General features: G+C 30.1%; 14 protein-coding genes and 1 riboswitch. Of the genes, 12 read left to right on the plus strand and 2 right to left on the minus strand.

Annotated elements, in window-relative coordinates:
* Window positions 1–21 precede the first annotated feature (21 nt).
* From upp to Q0V67_RS03210, 4 genes are all read left to right on the plus strand, one after another.
* Window positions 22–645 (plus strand): uracil phosphoribosyltransferase, encoded by a 624-nt coding sequence (upp, locus tag Q0V67_RS03195; protein WP_297596985.1) that lies wholly within the window; start codon window positions 22–24, stop codon window positions 643–645.
* 132 nt (window positions 646–777) lie between these two features.
* Window positions 778–1,731, plus strand: coding sequence for a glycosyltransferase family 2 protein (locus Q0V67_RS03200; protein WP_297596986.1), 954 nt, complete (start codon window positions 778–780; stop codon window positions 1,729–1,731).
* 14 nt (window positions 1,732–1,745) lie between these two features.
* On the plus strand, window positions 1,746–2,825 hold the full coding sequence (locus Q0V67_RS03205) for a polysaccharide pyruvyl transferase family protein (protein ID WP_297596989.1): 1,080 nt from the start codon (window positions 1,746–1,748) through the stop codon (window positions 2,823–2,825).
* Between the two features lie 13 nt (window positions 2,826–2,838).
* A complete protein-coding gene (locus tag Q0V67_RS03210) occupies window positions 2,839–4,332 on the plus strand; it encodes an oligosaccharide flippase family protein (RefSeq protein ID WP_297596991.1) in 1,494 nt (497 codons plus the stop codon).
* A gap of 52 nt (window positions 4,333–4,384) precedes the next feature.
* On the opposite strand, the gene Q0V67_RS03215 is transcribed toward Q0V67_RS03210, so the two are convergent.
* Entirely contained in the window at window positions 4,385–4,921 is a 537-nt protein-coding gene (locus Q0V67_RS03215) for a DUF308 domain-containing protein (protein WP_297596993.1), read from the minus strand.
* 137 nt (window positions 4,922–5,058) lie between these two features.
* Between Q0V67_RS03215 and Q0V67_RS03220 the strand changes: the two genes are divergently transcribed.
* Complete coding sequence (locus Q0V67_RS03220; RefSeq protein ID WP_297596995.1) at window positions 5,059–6,249, plus strand: pyridoxal phosphate-dependent aminotransferase; 1,191 nt, start codon at window positions 5,059–5,061, stop codon at window positions 6,247–6,249.
* Between the two features lie 105 nt (window positions 6,250–6,354).
* Here Q0V67_RS03220 and ruvC read toward each other — a convergent pair whose 3' ends face one another.
* Window positions 6,355–6,930, minus strand: a complete 576-nt coding sequence (gene ruvC, locus Q0V67_RS03225; RefSeq protein ID WP_297596997.1) for a crossover junction endodeoxyribonuclease RuvC — start codon at window positions 6,928–6,930, stop codon at window positions 6,355–6,357.
* 121 nt (window positions 6,931–7,051) lie between these two features.
* Here ruvC and rfaE2 point away from each other — a divergent pair, with 121 nt between their 5' ends.
* The 7 genes from rfaE2 to thrS all read left to right on the plus strand — a co-directional run bounded on the left by rfaE2 (window position 7,052) and on the right by thrS (window position 17,282).
* A complete protein-coding gene (gene rfaE2 / locus Q0V67_RS03230; RefSeq protein WP_297596999.1) occupies window positions 7,052–7,513 on the plus strand; it encodes a D-glycero-beta-D-manno-heptose 1-phosphate adenylyltransferase in 462 nt (153 codons plus the stop codon).
* Between the two features lie 8 nt (window positions 7,514–7,521).
* The gene (gene tsaE / locus Q0V67_RS03235) at window positions 7,522–7,998 is read left to right on the plus strand and encodes a tRNA (adenosine(37)-N6)-threonylcarbamoyltransferase complex ATPase subunit type 1 TsaE (protein WP_297597001.1); all 477 of its coding nucleotides are present in this window, start codon (window positions 7,522–7,524) and stop codon (window positions 7,996–7,998) included.
* Window positions 7,979–8,650, plus strand: coding sequence for a tRNA (adenosine(37)-N6)-threonylcarbamoyltransferase complex dimerization subunit type 1 TsaB (tsaB, locus tag Q0V67_RS03240; RefSeq protein ID WP_297597003.1), 672 nt, complete (start codon window positions 7,979–7,981; stop codon window positions 8,648–8,650). Before tsaE ends, tsaB begins: the two co-directional genes overlap by 20 nt.
* Window positions 8,651–8,672: 22 nt before the next feature.
* On the plus strand, window positions 8,673–11,261 hold the full coding sequence (locus Q0V67_RS03245; RefSeq protein ID WP_297597005.1) for an FAD-dependent oxidoreductase: 2,589 nt from the start codon (window positions 8,673–8,675) through the stop codon (window positions 11,259–11,261).
* An 89-nt stretch (window positions 11,262–11,350) separates the two neighbouring features.
* Window positions 11,351–11,665, plus strand: a complete 315-nt coding sequence (gene trxA, locus Q0V67_RS03250; RefSeq protein ID WP_297597007.1) for a thioredoxin — start codon at window positions 11,351–11,353, stop codon at window positions 11,663–11,665.
* An 88-nt stretch (window positions 11,666–11,753) separates the two neighbouring features.
* Window positions 11,754–15,353, plus strand: a complete 3,600-nt coding sequence (locus Q0V67_RS03255) for a hypothetical protein (protein ID WP_297597008.1) — start codon at window positions 11,754–11,756, stop codon at window positions 15,351–15,353.
* 18 nt (window positions 15,354–15,371) lie between these two features.
* Entirely contained in the window at window positions 15,372–17,282 is a 1,911-nt protein-coding gene (gene thrS / locus Q0V67_RS03260; protein ID WP_297597010.1) for a threonine--tRNA ligase, read from the plus strand.
* 83 nt (window positions 17,283–17,365) lie between these two features.
* A riboswitch (PreQ1 riboswitch) is annotated at window positions 17,366–17,410 on the plus strand.
* The last annotated feature ends 70 nt before the right edge of the window (window positions 17,411–17,480 follow it).

Raw genomic sequence — 17,480 nt, forward strand, 5'->3', positions numbered from 1 at the left:
ATAATACAGAGGGAGGCAAAAATGGCTGTAATAGAAATAAATCATCCGTTAATACAACATAAGTTAACAATATTAAGAAATAAAAATACGGATACAAAGAGCTTTAGAGAGAATTTAAATGAGATTTCAAAGTTAATGACTTATGAAGTTACTAAAAATCTTGTTTTAGAGGAGATTGAAGTAGAAACACCATTGATGAAAACAGTAGGATACACATTGGGGACAAATATAGCTGTTGTACCTATTCTAAGAGCTGGATTAGGAATGGTAGACGGTATAGTATCTCTTATCCCAACTGCCAAAATAGGTCATATAGGAGTTTATAGAGATGAAGAAACTCTTCAACCAGTATATTACTACTGTAAACTTCCGGTAGATGTACAAAATAAGCAAGTTATATTAATAGACCCAATGTTAGCAACTGGAGGATCAGCAATCTATGCAATTGATTATCTAAAAAATGCAGGGGTTAAAAATATAGTGTTTATGTGCTTGGTAGCTGCACCAGAGGGAATAGCTAAAGTTTTACAAACACACCCAGATGTAGCTATATATACAGCAAAAATTGATCAAGGTCTAGACTCTAACGGATATATTTATCCAGGACTTGGAGATTGTGGAGATAGAATTTTTGGAACAAAATAGTAAAGTTTAAAAAAGCGGTAGTTTTATCGCTTTTTTATATTTCGGTTATATTGTTTTAAAATATGGTATTATATAATAATTAATCAAACTTTGATAAATTATTTTATCAAGAATTTAAAAATGGGGGATATTATGATAAGTATAATTATTCCAGCTTTCAATGTGGAGAGATACATAAAAAGATGTGTAGAATCGGTATTGAATCAAACTTTAAAAGATATTGAAATAATAATAATTGATGATGGTTCAACAGATAAGACATCTGAAATATGTAAAGAGTTAGAGAAAAAAAATAAGAATATAAAATATAAATTAATTAAAAATAGTGGTTGTAGTGCTGCAAGAAATATAGGATTATCTCTTTCAACAGGTGAATATGTTGCATTTTTAGATTCCGATGATTGGATAGAAAGTAAAATGTATGAAGAGCTATATAGAAAGGCCAAAAATGAGAATTCGGATATAGTAATTTGTGGATTGAAAAAAATAAATGAAAATGGGGAAAAAATAGCGGAAGTTGAAGTACCTACGGGATTATCAAAAGATGACTATTTGGATTGTAAAGCGGAATGGTTTTCATCACCGTGCAATAAGATATATTCAAAAGAGATGCTGATAAAAAATTCCTTGGATTTTCTTTTAAATATTTATACAGGTGAAGATATGTTTTTTAATTTTAAAGCATTTTTTTTTGCAAAAAAAATATCAGCAGTAGATACTCCTTATTACAACTACTATATGAACCAATATTCGGTTTCAAACAACTATAAAAATAGAACAGATATATATATTGTTTTAGAAAAATTAATAGATTTTTATAAAATGAATGGATGTTATGAAAAAAACTTTAAAAAAATACAGGAGTGCTTTTTATATCATGGTATAATATATCCTTTTGATGTGCTTCAAAAAATAAAAGAAAATAAAGTAGATGGATGGGAAAGAATTTATAAAGATATAAAAAATAATATAAAAAACTTTAAAAAATTAGAAAGTATAGAGATAAAAGGATATTATTTATATAGGGTGTTTAGATTAAAAATGATAGTTTTAAAAAAATATAAAAAAAAATTACTTAAACAATAGGAGAGGGGGAAATTTTGAAGAAAGTTTTAATTAAAGCTTATGCTCAGCTTAATCTAGGGGATGATTTATTCATAAAAATGTTATGTGAAAGATATGAGAATACAAATTTTTATATTTTTACAACTTCAGAATATGAAAATTTGAAAGGTATAGACAGTAATAATTTGAAAATTATGTACAACAACAGTCTTTTGAAAAGAGTTTTATCTAATTTGGGAAGAAAATGTGGGATTCCAAATATTTTAGAAGATATATTTTCAAAAAATATTGATGCTGTAGTAAATATTGGTGGCTCTATATTCATAGAGAATAAATTTTCAGAGGAAGATTTTAAAATAAGAGAAAGAAATTTAAAAAATGGGAAAAACTATTTTGTTTTAGGATCAAATTTTGGACCTTACAAAGATGAAGAGTTTAAAGAGAAGTATTATAATTTTTTTGAAAAGTGTCAAGATGTTTGTTTTAGAGAAAGATACTCATATGATATATTCAAAGATTTAGAAAATGTAAGGTTTGGAAAAGATATAGTTTTTAACTTGAAAGGAAACAGTGTAGAGGGAGACTATGTGCTTTTTTCGATAATACTTCCATCTAAAAGAGATGAACTTATTAAATTTGAATCTGAGTATTTTAATAGATTAAAAGCATTGGTTTTAGAGATAGTAAAAAATGGAAGAAAAATTAAATTTATGTCATTTTGTAAAGGTGAAGGTGATGAAGAAGCAATTGAGAAACTTTTTAATATGATACCCAACAAGTACCATAAAAATATATCAATTTATTTTTATAGAGGGGATTTGAAAGAAGCTATTGAAATTATAGCAAATGCTAATAGTATTGTAGCTACGAGATTTCATGCCATGATTTTAGGATTTGTATTTAAAAAAACAGTTTTTCCAGTAGCTTATAGTAAAAAAATGACAAATATATTAGATGAGCTTGAATTTAAAGGGAATTTTGTAACACTTCAAAATATGAGAGATTTAACGTATGAAAAATTTATTGAAAATACACCTTTACCTTTAAATGTTTTAGCAAGAGCTAGTCAGGATGGAGAGCGACATTTTATTAAATTAGATGAATTTTTACAATAATTTAAGGAGAAGTATGGATAGAAACGAGTTAAAAATAGGGACAGCTCTTTCAATGTTTACGATAATAGTGAGTTCTTTAATACAGATAATTTATACACCTTTGTATATGAAATACCTAGGACCTGGAGACTATGGGATTAACTCTTTGATTCAGTCTATAATGGGGTATATGTCAATGCTTAATTTAGGACTTGGGAATGCTATGTTAAGATATACAGTTCGTTACAGAGCAGAGGGGAAGATAGAGGAAGAAAAATCACTAAATGGAATGTTTTTAATAATTTTTATTGTTCTAATGGGTGTTGCATCTCTTCTTACAGCGTATATTTATTTTAATTTAGGAGAATTTTTTGGGAGTAGATTTACTTTAGAGGAATTAGCAAAAACAAAGATTGTTTTTTTAATAATGGCTTTAAATGTTGTGATATCCTTTCCTTTGGGAGTCTTTTCAACAAATATTAGTTCTAAAGAAAAATTTATATATCAAAGGGGAATAAAACTCATAACTTTAGTTTTAAATCCTATAATTGGAGCAACTTTGATGATAAATGGATATGGACTTATAGCTGTGACCATATCAACGGTTATATTTGCTATAATCTCATCAATATTTGATGTGTTCTATGCACTAAGGCTTGGAATGGGAATCAAGTTTTCAGGATTTAGATTATATATTTTAAAAGATATATTTGTATACTCATTTTTTATATTTATTAATATCTTAATAGATCAAATATACTGGGGAACAGATAGAGTAATCATAGGGAAATATGTTGGTATTCAAGCTATTGCAATTTATTCTGTAGGAGGCATATTCAATACGTTGTATATGGGATTTGCATCTGCGGTTTCGGGAGTTCTTTTTCCCAGAATAAATAGATTGATAGCAGAGGAAAAAAATCAAGAAGTTTCAGATATGTTTTTAAAAATAGGAAGATTACAATATATTCTTTTGGGTTTAATCTCATCAGGATTTATACTTTTTGGGAAAGAATTTATAAACTTATGGGTTGGAAGAGGGTATAGTGAAGCCTATAAAATAGCTCTTTGGATAATGATACCTTTAACGGTTCCTTTAATTCAAAGTACGGGTGTAAGTATTATGCAAGCTAAAAATATGCATCAGTTTAGATCTGTAATTTATTTTATAATAGCTATATTAAATTTAGTTTTAAGTATTTTTTTAGTTCAGAAAGTAGGAGCTATAGGGTGCGCAATAGCGACGGGAATTTCGTTTATATTGGGGCAAATAATAGTTATGAATATTTATTATCATAAAGTCATGGATTTGAATATGATAATATTTTGGAAAAATATATTAAAGATGTCTATTCCAATTATGATGGCAATGATTGTTGGTGTGGGATTGAATAGATATATTATAGAGGCCGATTATTTGAGTTTTTTAATTAAGGTTTTTCTTTATACATCAGTCTATTCAGCATTGTTATGGTTTTTAGGATTAAATAGTTATGAAAAAAATCAGCTATATTTTTTTAAAAAATAAATAAAAGATGGTATTGTTTCAAATTTTTATATTTGAAACAATACCATCTTTTTTACTGCTTTGTAACAAACTCTTCAGAAATAAAATGGATACCTAAGAAGAGGATATACCAACCAAAGACAACGTATACAGCCCCATCAGTCAAAAGGGGTAAAATTATGATCAATGAACCAAAAAGGAAGTGAAGAAGTCCTTTTATAATGACTAAAATTTTTACTTTTGCCTTGGTATTCTCCCAAGATGTAAATTTATTGTCTCTACCCAAAACTAAGATTAACCCTTTTAAGCAAAGTAATACTCCTATATAGCTAGTAAAAAATAACTGTGTTGTAAATGTATTGAGTAAAATAATTGCAACAGAAATAAGTTCAATAAGGCCTTCAGCAAGAACTAACCCCCAATGAAAATAAGGGTCTTTTCTTTTAGTCATAGAATATATGATGTGGTATATTCCATTTAAGAATAAAACTAAACTAAGAATATATTCGATGTTTTTAACAAAAAATCCCATGTTACTAATCCCTAAAGCTCCTATTAACACATATAAAATGCCTAATGTTAGAAAGAATGATTTCATTTTTTTATCCATTTTAACCTCTCCTTTAAAAATATTATCTATTTATAGAATTATAACAAAGTTTTATGCTCAGTTCAATGAAAAAAAACTTCACGAAAAACATATATGATGATATAATAACTGAAAAAAAGTTCGCATAGGAGGGACAAATGTTTTCTAAAAATATACAAAACTTAAAAACTTCTCCAGTTAGGGAGTTAATGCCATATTCAAAAAAGGCTAAAGAAGCAGGTGTAGGGATAATTCATCTAAATATAGGACAACCGGATTTAGAAACTCCAAAGGAATTTTTTCAAGCGATAGAGAATTTTGAAGAGAAAACCATAGCGTATTCTGATTCATCTGGGCAAAAGGAATTGATTGAGGCAATAAAAAAATACTATAAAAATATGGATATAAACTATAAAAATGACGAAATACTTATAACAGCTGGTGGAAGTGAAGCACTGCTTTTCACTTTGATGACTTTATTCAATGAAGGTGAGGAAGTCCTAATACCAGAGCCTTATTATGCAAATTATAATAGTTTTTTTGCAATGTTAGGAATAAAAGTTGTAGGGATACCTACATCTTTTGAAAAAAATTTTAAATTACCTTCAAAAGATATTATTGAAAACTTAATTACAGAAAAAACAAAAGCAATTATGTTTTCAAATCCAGGAAATCCTACAGGTGCAGTTTATTCAAGAGAAGAGTTAACAATGTTAAATGAGATTTCAAAAGAGAAAAATCTATTCATGATAAGTGATGAGGTATATAGAGAATTTATTTATGATGGTAAAGATACTGTAAGTTGCGGAACATTTGAAGACAACTTAGAAAGAATAATAATAATAGATTCAATCTCGAAAAGATTTTCAACTTGCGGGGCTAGAGTGGGGACAATATTAAATAAAAATAAAGAGTTCATGGGTTATATATTAAAACTATGTCAATCAAGACTTGCTATCTCAACATTGGATATGATAGGAGCAGAAGCACTGTACAGGTGTTTAGGGAGTAGTTATTATGATGCTGTAAATAAAAAATATATGGAAAGAAGAGATTTTTTATTCGAGGGATTAAAGAAAATAGATGGTGTTATTTTAAATAAGCCAGAAGGAGCTTTTTATTGTATTGTGGAGTTACCTGTAAATGATGCAGCAGATTTTTCAAAATGGTTATTGGGAGAGTTTTCATATGAGGGTGAAACAGTGATGTTAGCTCCTGCAAAAGGATTCTATCAAAATGAAGAACTAGGAATGAATAAGGTTAGAATCTCTTATGCACTTGAACTAGATAGACTGGAGAAAGCTATAGAGATAATTGAATTAGGATTAAAAAAATATAAGAGCAGATAATAAAACAAAGAAGCTAGTTGTAAAATGATCCGCTCCCTTAATAATAAACAGATTTATACTATCTTATCTGTCTATTATGAAGGGAGAATATCAAAACTAGCTTCTTTATTTGTTTATAAGGAGTTCACGAAACTCTTTAGCGGTCATTCGATTAGTTTTAATTTCTTTTTCAGTCTTTAATGTTGTTACATGTTTAGGAGAATACAGACTATTTGTGAGACTATTTATATGAGTTATGGCAACAGCAATAGCATCAGCAGCGTCATCAGGTTTTGGTATTTCAACAAGTTTTAGTAATTTTTGTACCATGAGCTGAACTTGCTTTTTATCAGCTTTACCATAACCAGTTATACCCATTTTAACTTGAAGAGGGGTATAATTTTCGATAAGTAGTCCATTTTTTTTCCCAGCTAAAATAATAACTCCTCTAGCCTGTCCGACGCTGATTACCGTTTTATTATTTTTAAAAAAGAAAAGTTCTTCAACCGCCATATGCTGTGGGGAATATTCCTCTATAATAGTCTCTAGTTCGTTGAATATTTGCAACAATCGCTCCTCCATAGGAAGCTCTTTAGCAGTATAGATACATCCATATTTAATAAGAGTGTATTTATTATTTTTAAAATCTAAAATTGAATAACCAACAATAGCAGTTCCAGGATCTATACCTAAAATTCTCAAAAAAATCACCTCATAAAATAGTTTAACATGTGAGAAGAAAAAAAACTAGCAGGTATGTATAAGTTTAAAAATTATGGTATAATAAAACATAAAAAAATAAATAAATGGGAGATGTAAAATTATGATATTGAAAAGAGCTATGGCCATAGAATTAATAGATGAGTTAAAAAATCAAAGTAAAAAGGTAGTCTTTACTAATGGTTGTTTTGATATTTTACATGTTGGACATTTGACATATTTAAATGAAGCAAAAAGACAAGGAGATATTTTAATTGTTGGAGTAAATTCAGATGCTTCTGTAAAAAGATTAAAAGGGGAGTCAAGACCTATAAACACAGAGATAGATAGAGCTGAAATGCTATGTGGATTAAAAGCGGTGGATTATACAGTTATTTTTGAAGAGGATACACCTTGTGAACTATTGGATGAATTAAAACCTTCTATTCACGTTAAGGGAGGAGATTATACAAAGTATGATTTGCCTGAGACAAAAATAGTGGAAAAAAATGGTGGAGAGGTTAGAATTTTAGGATTTGTTGAGGGGAAATCAACAACTAGCATAGTGAATAAGATTCAAGGATAGGTGAAAAGATGAAAAAAATATTAACTTTTAAGCAAATTGATGAATTGGCAAAGAAATTATCAGACTATGTATCTAAAAATACAGTTTTAGCCTTGATAGGAGATTTAGGAACTGGGAAAACAACATTTACAAAAAATTTTGCCAAAGAGTTTGGAATTCATGAAAATTTAAAAAGTCCGACATTTAATTATGTATTAGAGTATTTAGATGGAAGGTTGCCGTTATATCATTTTGATGTATATAGACTTGGAAGTGCTGAAGAGATATATGAAATAGGATATGAAGATTATATAAATAATGACGGAGTAGCCCTTATTGAGTGGGCAAATATAATTGAAAGTGAACTTCCAAAAAAATATATCAGAATCGAATTTGAATATGCCTTAGGAGAGAGTGACGAGGAGTTGAGAACTGTCGATTTAAGCTATGTTGGAGATAAAGAGAAAGAGGAGGAGATGTTAAAGTATGTTGATTTTAGCAATTGATACATCAACAAGTATAGGAACACTAGCACTATATGATAGCAAAAATGGTGTGGTTGGAGAGATAACACTAAATGTGAAACAAAATCATTCAGCGATAACAATGACAACTCTTGATACACTTCTTAATTTAACGGGAACAGAAAAAAAAGAGATAGACAAGGTTGCAGTGAGCACTGGTCCAGGGTCTTTTACAGGGATAAGAATTGGAGTTGGACTTGCAAAAGGATTAGCTTATGCATTAAAAAAACCGATAGCGGGGATAAATGAATTAGATTTATTGGCTCATATGTATACGGGAGATAAAAAAGTTGTGGCTATGTTGGATGCTAGGAAGGAAAGAGTTTTTTGTGGAGTATATAGAAGAGAAAACGAAACTTTCATCCTTGAAGGAGAATATATGGCAGAGGAACTTGAGAAAATTTTGGAAAATATAGTTGAAGAAACTGTTTTTGTTGGAGATGGAGCTTTTATATATAAAGAGCTTATCAAAAATAAGATAGGAGAAAAGGCTATTTTTATACCAAACTCTTTAAATATTTCAAGAGCTTCATTATTAGCTGAATTAGCAGTAGATAAAGAGGACAACCTATTTACATTGGAGCCTTATTATGTGACAAAATCACAAGCTGAGAGGGAAAAAGAGAGTAAGTAAAAAAAACCCGGGAGGTATTTTTATGGAATCTTTTAAAATAAAAGAGAATCTTTATTGGGTCGGGGCTCTAAATCCTGATTTAAAAATATTTGATATAATAATGGAAACGCAGTTTGGAACAACCTATAACTCTTATATACTAAAAGGGAGTGAAAAAATTGCGATATTTGAAACTGTAAAAGAGTGGAAATTCCCAGAGTTTTTAGAAAGAATAAAAACATGTATAGATAAAGTTGAGGATATAGATTATATAGTATTAAACCATACAGAACCAGACCATTCGGGATCTGTAGGTAAATTATTAGAGCTAGCCCCAAATGCAAAAGTTGTAGGGTCTAAAAATACAATTGAGTTTCTTAAAAACATTTTAAATAAAGACTTTCCATATATAGTTGCAAATAATGGTGATAGTTTATCTTTGGGGAACAAAACTTTGAAGTTTATATCAGCACCATTTTTACATTGGCCAGACTCAATGTATACCTACATTGTTGAAGATAAAACATTAATAACTTGTGATTCTTTTGGAGCTCACTATAGCTTTGAAGAAATACTACTATCTAAGCTTCCAGAGAGTAAGAAAAAAGACTACATGGTGGCTTTAAGATATTATTACATGTGTATATTTTCTCCTTTTAAAAAATATGTTTTAGAAGGAATCGAAAAAATAAAGAATCTAGACATAGATTTAATACTTCCTGGGCATGGTCCAGTTTTAGATGTCGATATCTCCCAAGTGATAAAAACTTATAAAAATTGGTCGACGATAAAAAATCCAAATGAGTATAGAACTATTATAATTCCATATACAACAGCTTATGGATATACAAAAGAGATTGCAGAAGAGATTGAGAAGGGCATAAAAGATTATAATTCAAGTATAGTTGTAAAAAGTTATAATTTAGATATTGAAAATTTCGGTAAACTGGAGGGAGAAATTTTAAGAGAGTTTCAATGGGCAGATGGAATAATATTTGGAAGCTCTACTATAAATGGAGATGCTCTACCTATCATTTGGGATCTTTTAACTTCGTTAAATCCAATAGTTCATGGTGGGAAATATGTTTCAGCTTTTGGAAGTTATGGTTGGAGTGGAGAGGCAGTTCCAAACATAATATCGCGTTTAAACCAATTGAGAATGCATGTGATAGAAGGATTTAGAGTTAAATTTAGAGCTTCTAGAGTAGATTCACAAAAAGCTTTCGATTTTGGGAGGAGGTTTGCAGAGAATATGGTATTGAAAACTATTCCTAAAAAAGATACGGCAGAAAAAGAAGAGATTTTAAATCCAGATAAAGAGATTTTAAATTGGACTTGTACTGTGTGTGGAGAATCTTATATACAGATTGATGCACCAGAAGTTTGTCCAGCCTGTGGAGTGGGAAAAGAATTTTTTATATCGTCACCAGTTATAAAAAAGATTGAAAAAAAGGATAAATTTGAAAAAGTAGTAATAATAGGTGGAGGAATTTCAGCTCTATCAGCGGCTCAAAATATAAGAGAAAGAAATGAGAAAGCTCATATCTTGTTGATTTCTAAAGAAAGAGAGTATCCCTACTATAGAACTCTTCTATCGGAAATGATTGGAGAGGAGATAAAAAGAGAAAAGTTTTTGGTTAAACCTGAGACATGGTACGAAGAACAAAAGATAGATATTCGGTTGGACTCTGTTGTAGAAGAGATTGATTCAAAAGATAAAGTTGTAAGATTAAATACAGGAGAAGAGATAGGGTATGATAAGTTAATTATAGCAACCGGTGCAAGAGCGATGGTTCCTTGTATTGGAAATTCAAATTTATCGGGAATATTTACAATCAGAGAAAAATATGATTTGGATGAGGTTAAAAAATATTGTGTAGGAAAGAAAAAAGCCGTTGTTATTGGTGGAGGAGTTTTGGGATTAGAGGCCGCATGTGGACTTAAAAAATTAGGGTTAGATGTGACTGTAATTGAGATGATGCAACGTGTTTTGCCAAGACAGCTAGATAATGAAGGTTCAGAAATATTTGAAAAATGTATATCTAAAAGTGGTGTTAAATTATATAAAAATTCGAAGGTTGAAAAGTTTGAAGGTGAATTGAGTGTTGAAAAAATTTGTTTAGATACTGGAGAAAAGATAGAAACAGATCTTGTTATAATAAGTTCTGGAATTATTCCAAATAAGGAGCTTGCTGAAAAAGCGGGATTAGAAGTAAACAGAGGAATAGTTGTAAATGAGAGGATGGAAACCTCAAAAGAGAATATTTATGCTTGCGGAGATGTAGCAGAATATGGGGGGAACATCACAGGACTTTGGCAGATAGCATTAGAACAAGGAAAGGTTGCAGGAGTAAACTCCAGTGGAGTCGAGAATTTATATGTTCCAAGGATACAACCTGTTACATTTGAAGGGATGGGAACAAAGATTTTTTCAGTAGGTGGAGCTGTGGAAACAGAGAACTCTATCTGTGAAAAAAATGAAGAGTCATTAAATTACAAGAAAATATATTTTAAAGATGATGTCATTACATCAGGAATTTTAATAGGAGATATACAAAAGGGAATTTTAATAATAAAAGCCTTAAAAGAGAAAGAGAATAGAAGCTATATGTTAACTCAATTCTATAAATAGAGGGGCTAAATTAAAATTGACAAAAGTAGTTGTCTATGTTAAAGTACATGTGCATTTAAAGGATATTTTCCATATTAAGGAGGAAGACGATGGGAAAGGTTTTAAGTTTAAATAATTCAAATTTTAAAAGTGAAGTAATTGAAAAAAAAGGAATTGTTTTAGTTGATTTCTGGGCTGACTGGTGTGGGCCTTGCAAAATGTTAGCTCCAGTATTAGAGGAGTTATCAGAAGAGACTGAAGCTAAGATATGTAAAGTTAATGTTGATGAAAGTGGAGATTTAGCAGGAGACTATGGGATTAGAAGTATTCCAACAATGATAATATTTAAAGATGGAGTAAAAGTAGATCAAATAGTTGGATTAAGACAAAAATCAGAGCTTTTAGAGAAATTAAAATCTTATTAAAATGATAAATAAAAAGGTTGCTACTGGCAACCTTTTTTGTTTTATGATATAATTAAACCTAATATAAATGTTTAAAATGGGAGGGGCAATGAAAAGGAAAATCTATTTAATTCTAGCTTTAATGGTTGTTGCGACAACAAGTTTGAAAGCAACAGTAGATAAAGAAAAAGATACAAAAGACGAAGTAGAAATAGATTTAAACTCAAATACGATGACTTCAACAGACGGAGTCAATATGAGGTATGGGGATTTAAAACTGAAAGCTTTCGAAGTTAAAGTGAATAGAGAACAAAATAGAGCCTATGTTCCTGGAGAGTTTTTTTTAGAAGTGGATGAACCTACTGGAAAATTAAAATTTGACTCATCTGATGGAGAGTTTGATATGAATGGAAGTACGGGATACTTTGGAAGAAGTTTTGGATATTTAGAAGTTGGGCAAGTAACTGGTGCAGAAAAGCCAAATGATAGGATATATTTTGGTGGAAATAGAACAGAATATATAAATGGAAAAACCTATTTAAGGGATGGATGGTTTACAACAGATCCTAAGATAATTCAAACGAAAGATCCTATGCAGGTTGGGTATCACTTACAATCAGATACAATTATAATAGAACCAGATAAACAAGTAACATTTAAAAATACAAATTTATTTATAGGAAGTACAGATGTAATACCATTTTCATTACCTTGGTATAGATTTAATATAAGACAAGGATCGGAAGTACCTTTGTTTCCAAGTTGGGGAACAGATACAGATTATGGTTGGTATATAACATCAGGAGTTTTATGGGGAGATAAAGATAGTAAATTTAAGGGTGGTATTGCTCCAAAGTTTGGGGATCAAATAGGGCTTTTAATAGGAAGAATGGAAAATTGGTATGACCTTGGTAAATATGGAAAGGGTCAATTAAATATAAACGATTGGTTGATTGATAAAAAAGCTGGTGCAGACGATGTAGAAAGAAATTTTGATAGATGGGACTTTAACTACAATCACAGCTATTCTGGTGAGAACGGATATTTAAATGCTAACTATCAAAATGCAACGTATAACATGATTCCAACTCTTGATGATGCGATAGACAAGTATTTTTTTGGAAGAGGAGATGCAATCCCGTCTAATGGATGGAAATATATAGATGGCGTTCCGGATAAGGGTGGAAATATAGGTTTTTATCAATTAAATACAGAGCTTATAAACTTGGGTGAGAATAAGGACATAACATTAAAAGCAGATTTAAATCTTGTTTCAGATAAAAAAGTTTATGGAGTTATAGTAGCAGATCAGCTAGATGATATGGATTATGGAGCATCAACAGATTATGAATTGACAAGTGATGTATCGATAAAAAAAGAGAATGACAGATACTCAATGGGTGCGTATTATAATTATCTTTATGACATGGATCCAGGGTCTACTAAGGATGATTTACAGTCTAGAGCCGAAAATTTTGGATTTAATTTTAATGATAAAAAATATAAAATTAATATGTCTTATGACGATAAAAAGGGCGATAAATATAGAGAGTTAAATTCTTGGGAGAGAGATCCTAATTTTAGCAAACTCGACAATGAAGGTTATTATGGAATAAAGTTTGATTATACACCGTGGACAGTTGCAGAATATAATATCTATGATAGCAAAGATTTAAAAACATCACTGGGTGAGTATAGACTTTATGGTGATGTAGATTATAAAATAGGTTATGATTATTCTGAATTTGAGCACGAATTAAGTCTTCAAGATGATCCATTTAGAAAAACAGCTCTATTAGAAGGAAATTTAGGTAAAACTAAAAATTTAAGAGATGTTGAATATAATAGATATAAAAATATTATTTATAACAAAACATCAGAAAATAGAGCGTATATAGATTTTATATATGAAAGTGTAAAATTAACTCTAGCTGGTGGTAATACTAAAGAGGAAATTTGGGATAGAGAAGGTATTTATAGCAAGTCAGCTTGGGATAGAGATTCGTATAAAATTTATATAAATAATTCAAATTTCTATGAAATTGGATTATCAGATGAAAAAATTTCACTCTCAAACCTGGGTAATTTAGAAGTTTATGGAAATGTTAGATTTGATCAGTATAGTGATGGATATAATCAAAAGTTTAAAAAAGAGGTATCTACAAGTGATGACTCTACAAGAATAAGAGCTGGGTTTACTCATGATGTTGTAATATTTGAAAATACAGAAAATAAAGAGAGAAAAACCGACTTATCACTTTCGAATAGATTGACTTATATGTATCAAGACTACTCTTATAACTCGGATTCAGAGATGACAAAAGAGATTAGAATGAAACATAAAGAGAATATACACGAGGTTTCGGATAGGATAACATTTGATTTGGGAAATACTCAAACTATTTACACAGTGGACTATAAAGATATAAAAAGAGCGAGCAATGACAATAAAAAAGGTGAGATATTAAATCAAAAATTAGAGTTCTTAATTGATGAAAAAAATACATTTGGACTTGAATATGATTCAGATAAGAGATATACTGATGAAAATAGATTTGATAAAAATCATAAGGATTTGACATTTGAAAATTATGGTGCAAACTATCGGTATAACAATAATAACTTTTATTATAAAAATCGAAGAATAGATTCAAGCATTTGGGAAATTGATGACGTAGCAAATGCTGAAGAGAAAATAAAAGAAAATGTATATGGATATACTTATGATTTTGGTAAAAATAAGTTGAACTTAGAATATATAGAAGGTAAAGATAAAAGGGAAGAGAATGAATCTCAAGTGGTAAATACAAAAAATCATACTTATTCAGCTTCATATTTAGTTGGTGGAGATGTGGAACATTTATATAGAGCGAGCTATGAGGATTATAAAAATGAAGGAGATTGGAATACAGCACTTTCAAATTATAACTCAGATATTATGTTTTTATCGTACTCATATAAAGATAAAAGATTTACAGATCAAGAGTTAGTCTCTTATGCAGCTTCAGAATATAAAAAAACGCCGGATCAACTATCTCAAATAGAGATTGATAGGATAAGACAGGTTCTACAGGACAGAGAAAATTCAAGAGCTAGAACTTTTAACTTAAATAGAATAATTGATGATAGGACCTATTTTGGAGACTATAAAAGAGGTTTTTATTCATCAGTAATGATGCAAAGAAATGAAAAAAGATATGAACAAACAGGAGATTATTTAAAATCTCTTGAAGAATTTGAAGCGAGATTATTCTATTCTTATAACAGAATTGGAGTGGGATATATTTATAATCAAAAATCAAATTTTAAAGACTATTCAAATCCTATAGTTTGGCAGGACACTGAAAAGGAGCATGAATTTAGTTTAAATGCTAAGGTTGGAAAGCCAAGTGATGGATGGAGAACAAAAGCATATGTAAAATTTTATGACCAACTCTCTGGAGCAGATACAAATGGAAGAAGTACTTTTGATGGATTTGGAGTTGAAGTTGGAAAAGAGTTTGGATACTACGAATGGGCTATCGCTTATGAAAGAGACTATTCATATAGAACAAAAGATTATGAGTGGAGTATGGCCGTTCAATTTAAATTATTAACATTCCCAGATAGTAATATATTTGGATTAGGAGCTTCAACCGATAAAAATAAGAAAACATCGCCAGAAATATATCTGTTTGATGGAATAAAAATAGATGATTTAGAAGATTAAGAATAAAAGGAGAAAAACATGAAAGTAATATTACCAAGTGGAGATATAAAAGAATTTGAAAACAGTGTAAATATGTTTGAAATTGCAAAATCGATAAGCAATTCATTAGCTAAAAAAGCTATTGGAGCAAAAGTTGATGGAGTAGAAGTGGATATGAGTTATATATTGGATAGAGATGCTAAAGTTGAACTTATAACTCCTGAAACAGAAGAGGGAGAAGAGATAATAAAACACTCAACAGCACATCTTTTGGCACAAGCTGTTATTAGACTTTTTCCAGAAACAAAGGTTGCGATAGGACCATCTATTGAAAATGGATTCTATTATGACTTTGATCCAGTTGAGCAGTTTACTGATGAGGATTTAGCTAAAATTGAAGCTGAAATGAAAAAAATAGTAAAAGAAAATATAAAAATTGAAAGAATAGAGATGGTTAGAGAGGCTGCTATAGAGCACTTTAAAAACTTAGGAGAAAACTATAAAGTAGAAATTATAGAGAGTATTCCAGCAAATGAGATGTTAACTTTCTATAAGCAAGGTGACTTCATTGATTTATGTAGAGGACCACATGTACCATCAACATCTTATTTGAAAGCATTTAAATTAAAATCAGTAGCAGGAGCTTATTGGAGAGGGGATTCTAACAATAAAATGTTACAAAGAATCTATGGATTTGCATTTGCAACTGAACCTCAATTAAAGGCACATTTAAAATTCCTAGAAGAAGCAGAAAAAAGAGATCATAGAAAATTAGGAAAAGAATTAGAGTTATTTTTTACAAGTGACTTTGGACCAGGATTCCCATTTTTCTTACCAAATGGAATGAAGATGAGAAATGTATTGACTGATCTTTGGAGAAGAGAACATGAGTTAGCTGGATATGAGATGATCCAGACTCCAATCATGTTAAATAAAGAGTTATGGGAAACTTCAGGACACTGGATGAACTATAGAGAAAATATGTATACATCTGAAATTGATGAGACTGAGTTTGCTATAAAACCTATGAACTGTCCAGGAGGAGTTTTAGTTTATAAACATGGAATGCATTCATATAAGGATTTACCTATAAGAGCCGGAGAGTTAGGAATTGTTCATAGACATGAATTTTCAGGTGCATTACATGGTCTTATGAGAGTTAGAAACTTTACTCAAGATGACGCACATATATTTATGACTCCAGAACAAATCGAAGATGAAATTATAGGTGTAGTAAACTTAATAGATAAGTTCTATAGAGGACTTTTTGGATTTGAATATTCTATTGAACTTTCAACAAGACCTGAAAAAGCTATCGGATCTCAAGAGATTTGGGATAAAGCAGAATCAGCTTTAGAAGGAGCACTAAAAAAATTAGGAAGAGACTATAAACTAAATCCTGGAGACGGAGCGTTCTACGGACCTAAATTGGATTTTAAAATAAAAGATGCAATTGGAAGAACATGGCAATGTGGAACAATTCAATTAGACTTTAACCTTCCTGAGAGATTTGATATCTCTTATGTTGGAGAAGACGGAGAAAAACACAGACCAGTTATGATTCATAGAGTTGTTTACGGATCTTTAGAAAGATTTATGGGAATATTAATAGAACACTATGCGGGAGCATTCCCTACTTGGTTAGCACCATGCCAAGTTAAAGTGTTGACAATAAATGACGAAGTAGCTCCTTATGCCAAAGAGGTTGTTGAGTTGTTAAAAGCTGCAGGAATAAGAGCAGAGATTGACACTAGAGCAGAGTCAATAGGATATAAAATAAGAGAAGCAAATGGAAAATATAAAGTTCCAGTTCAATTAATCATAGGAAAAAATGAGGTAGAGAATAGAGAAGTTAATGTAAGAAGATTTGGATCGCAAGATCAAGAATCAATGAATCTAAATGACTTTGTAAATATGATGGAGATTGAAGCAAAACCAAAATTTAATTAAAAAATAGACCTTAGGGTCTATTTTTTTTGATTTTTACAATAAAATATGTTAAAATAAGGTGAATTAAATAAAAATCCATTTATATGGTAGATGTTCGTAAACCTCCATCTTAAAAAAACTAGGCTTAAACTATTAAGTATAAGGGGTAAATTTACCCTTTTTTAATTTTGAGCAGGGGTTTCCCTGCTTTTTTTATTT

This window comes from uncultured Cetobacterium sp. (assembly GCF_947072685.1).
Taxonomy (GTDB): Bacteria; Fusobacteriota; Fusobacteriia; order Fusobacteriales; family Fusobacteriaceae; genus Cetobacterium_A.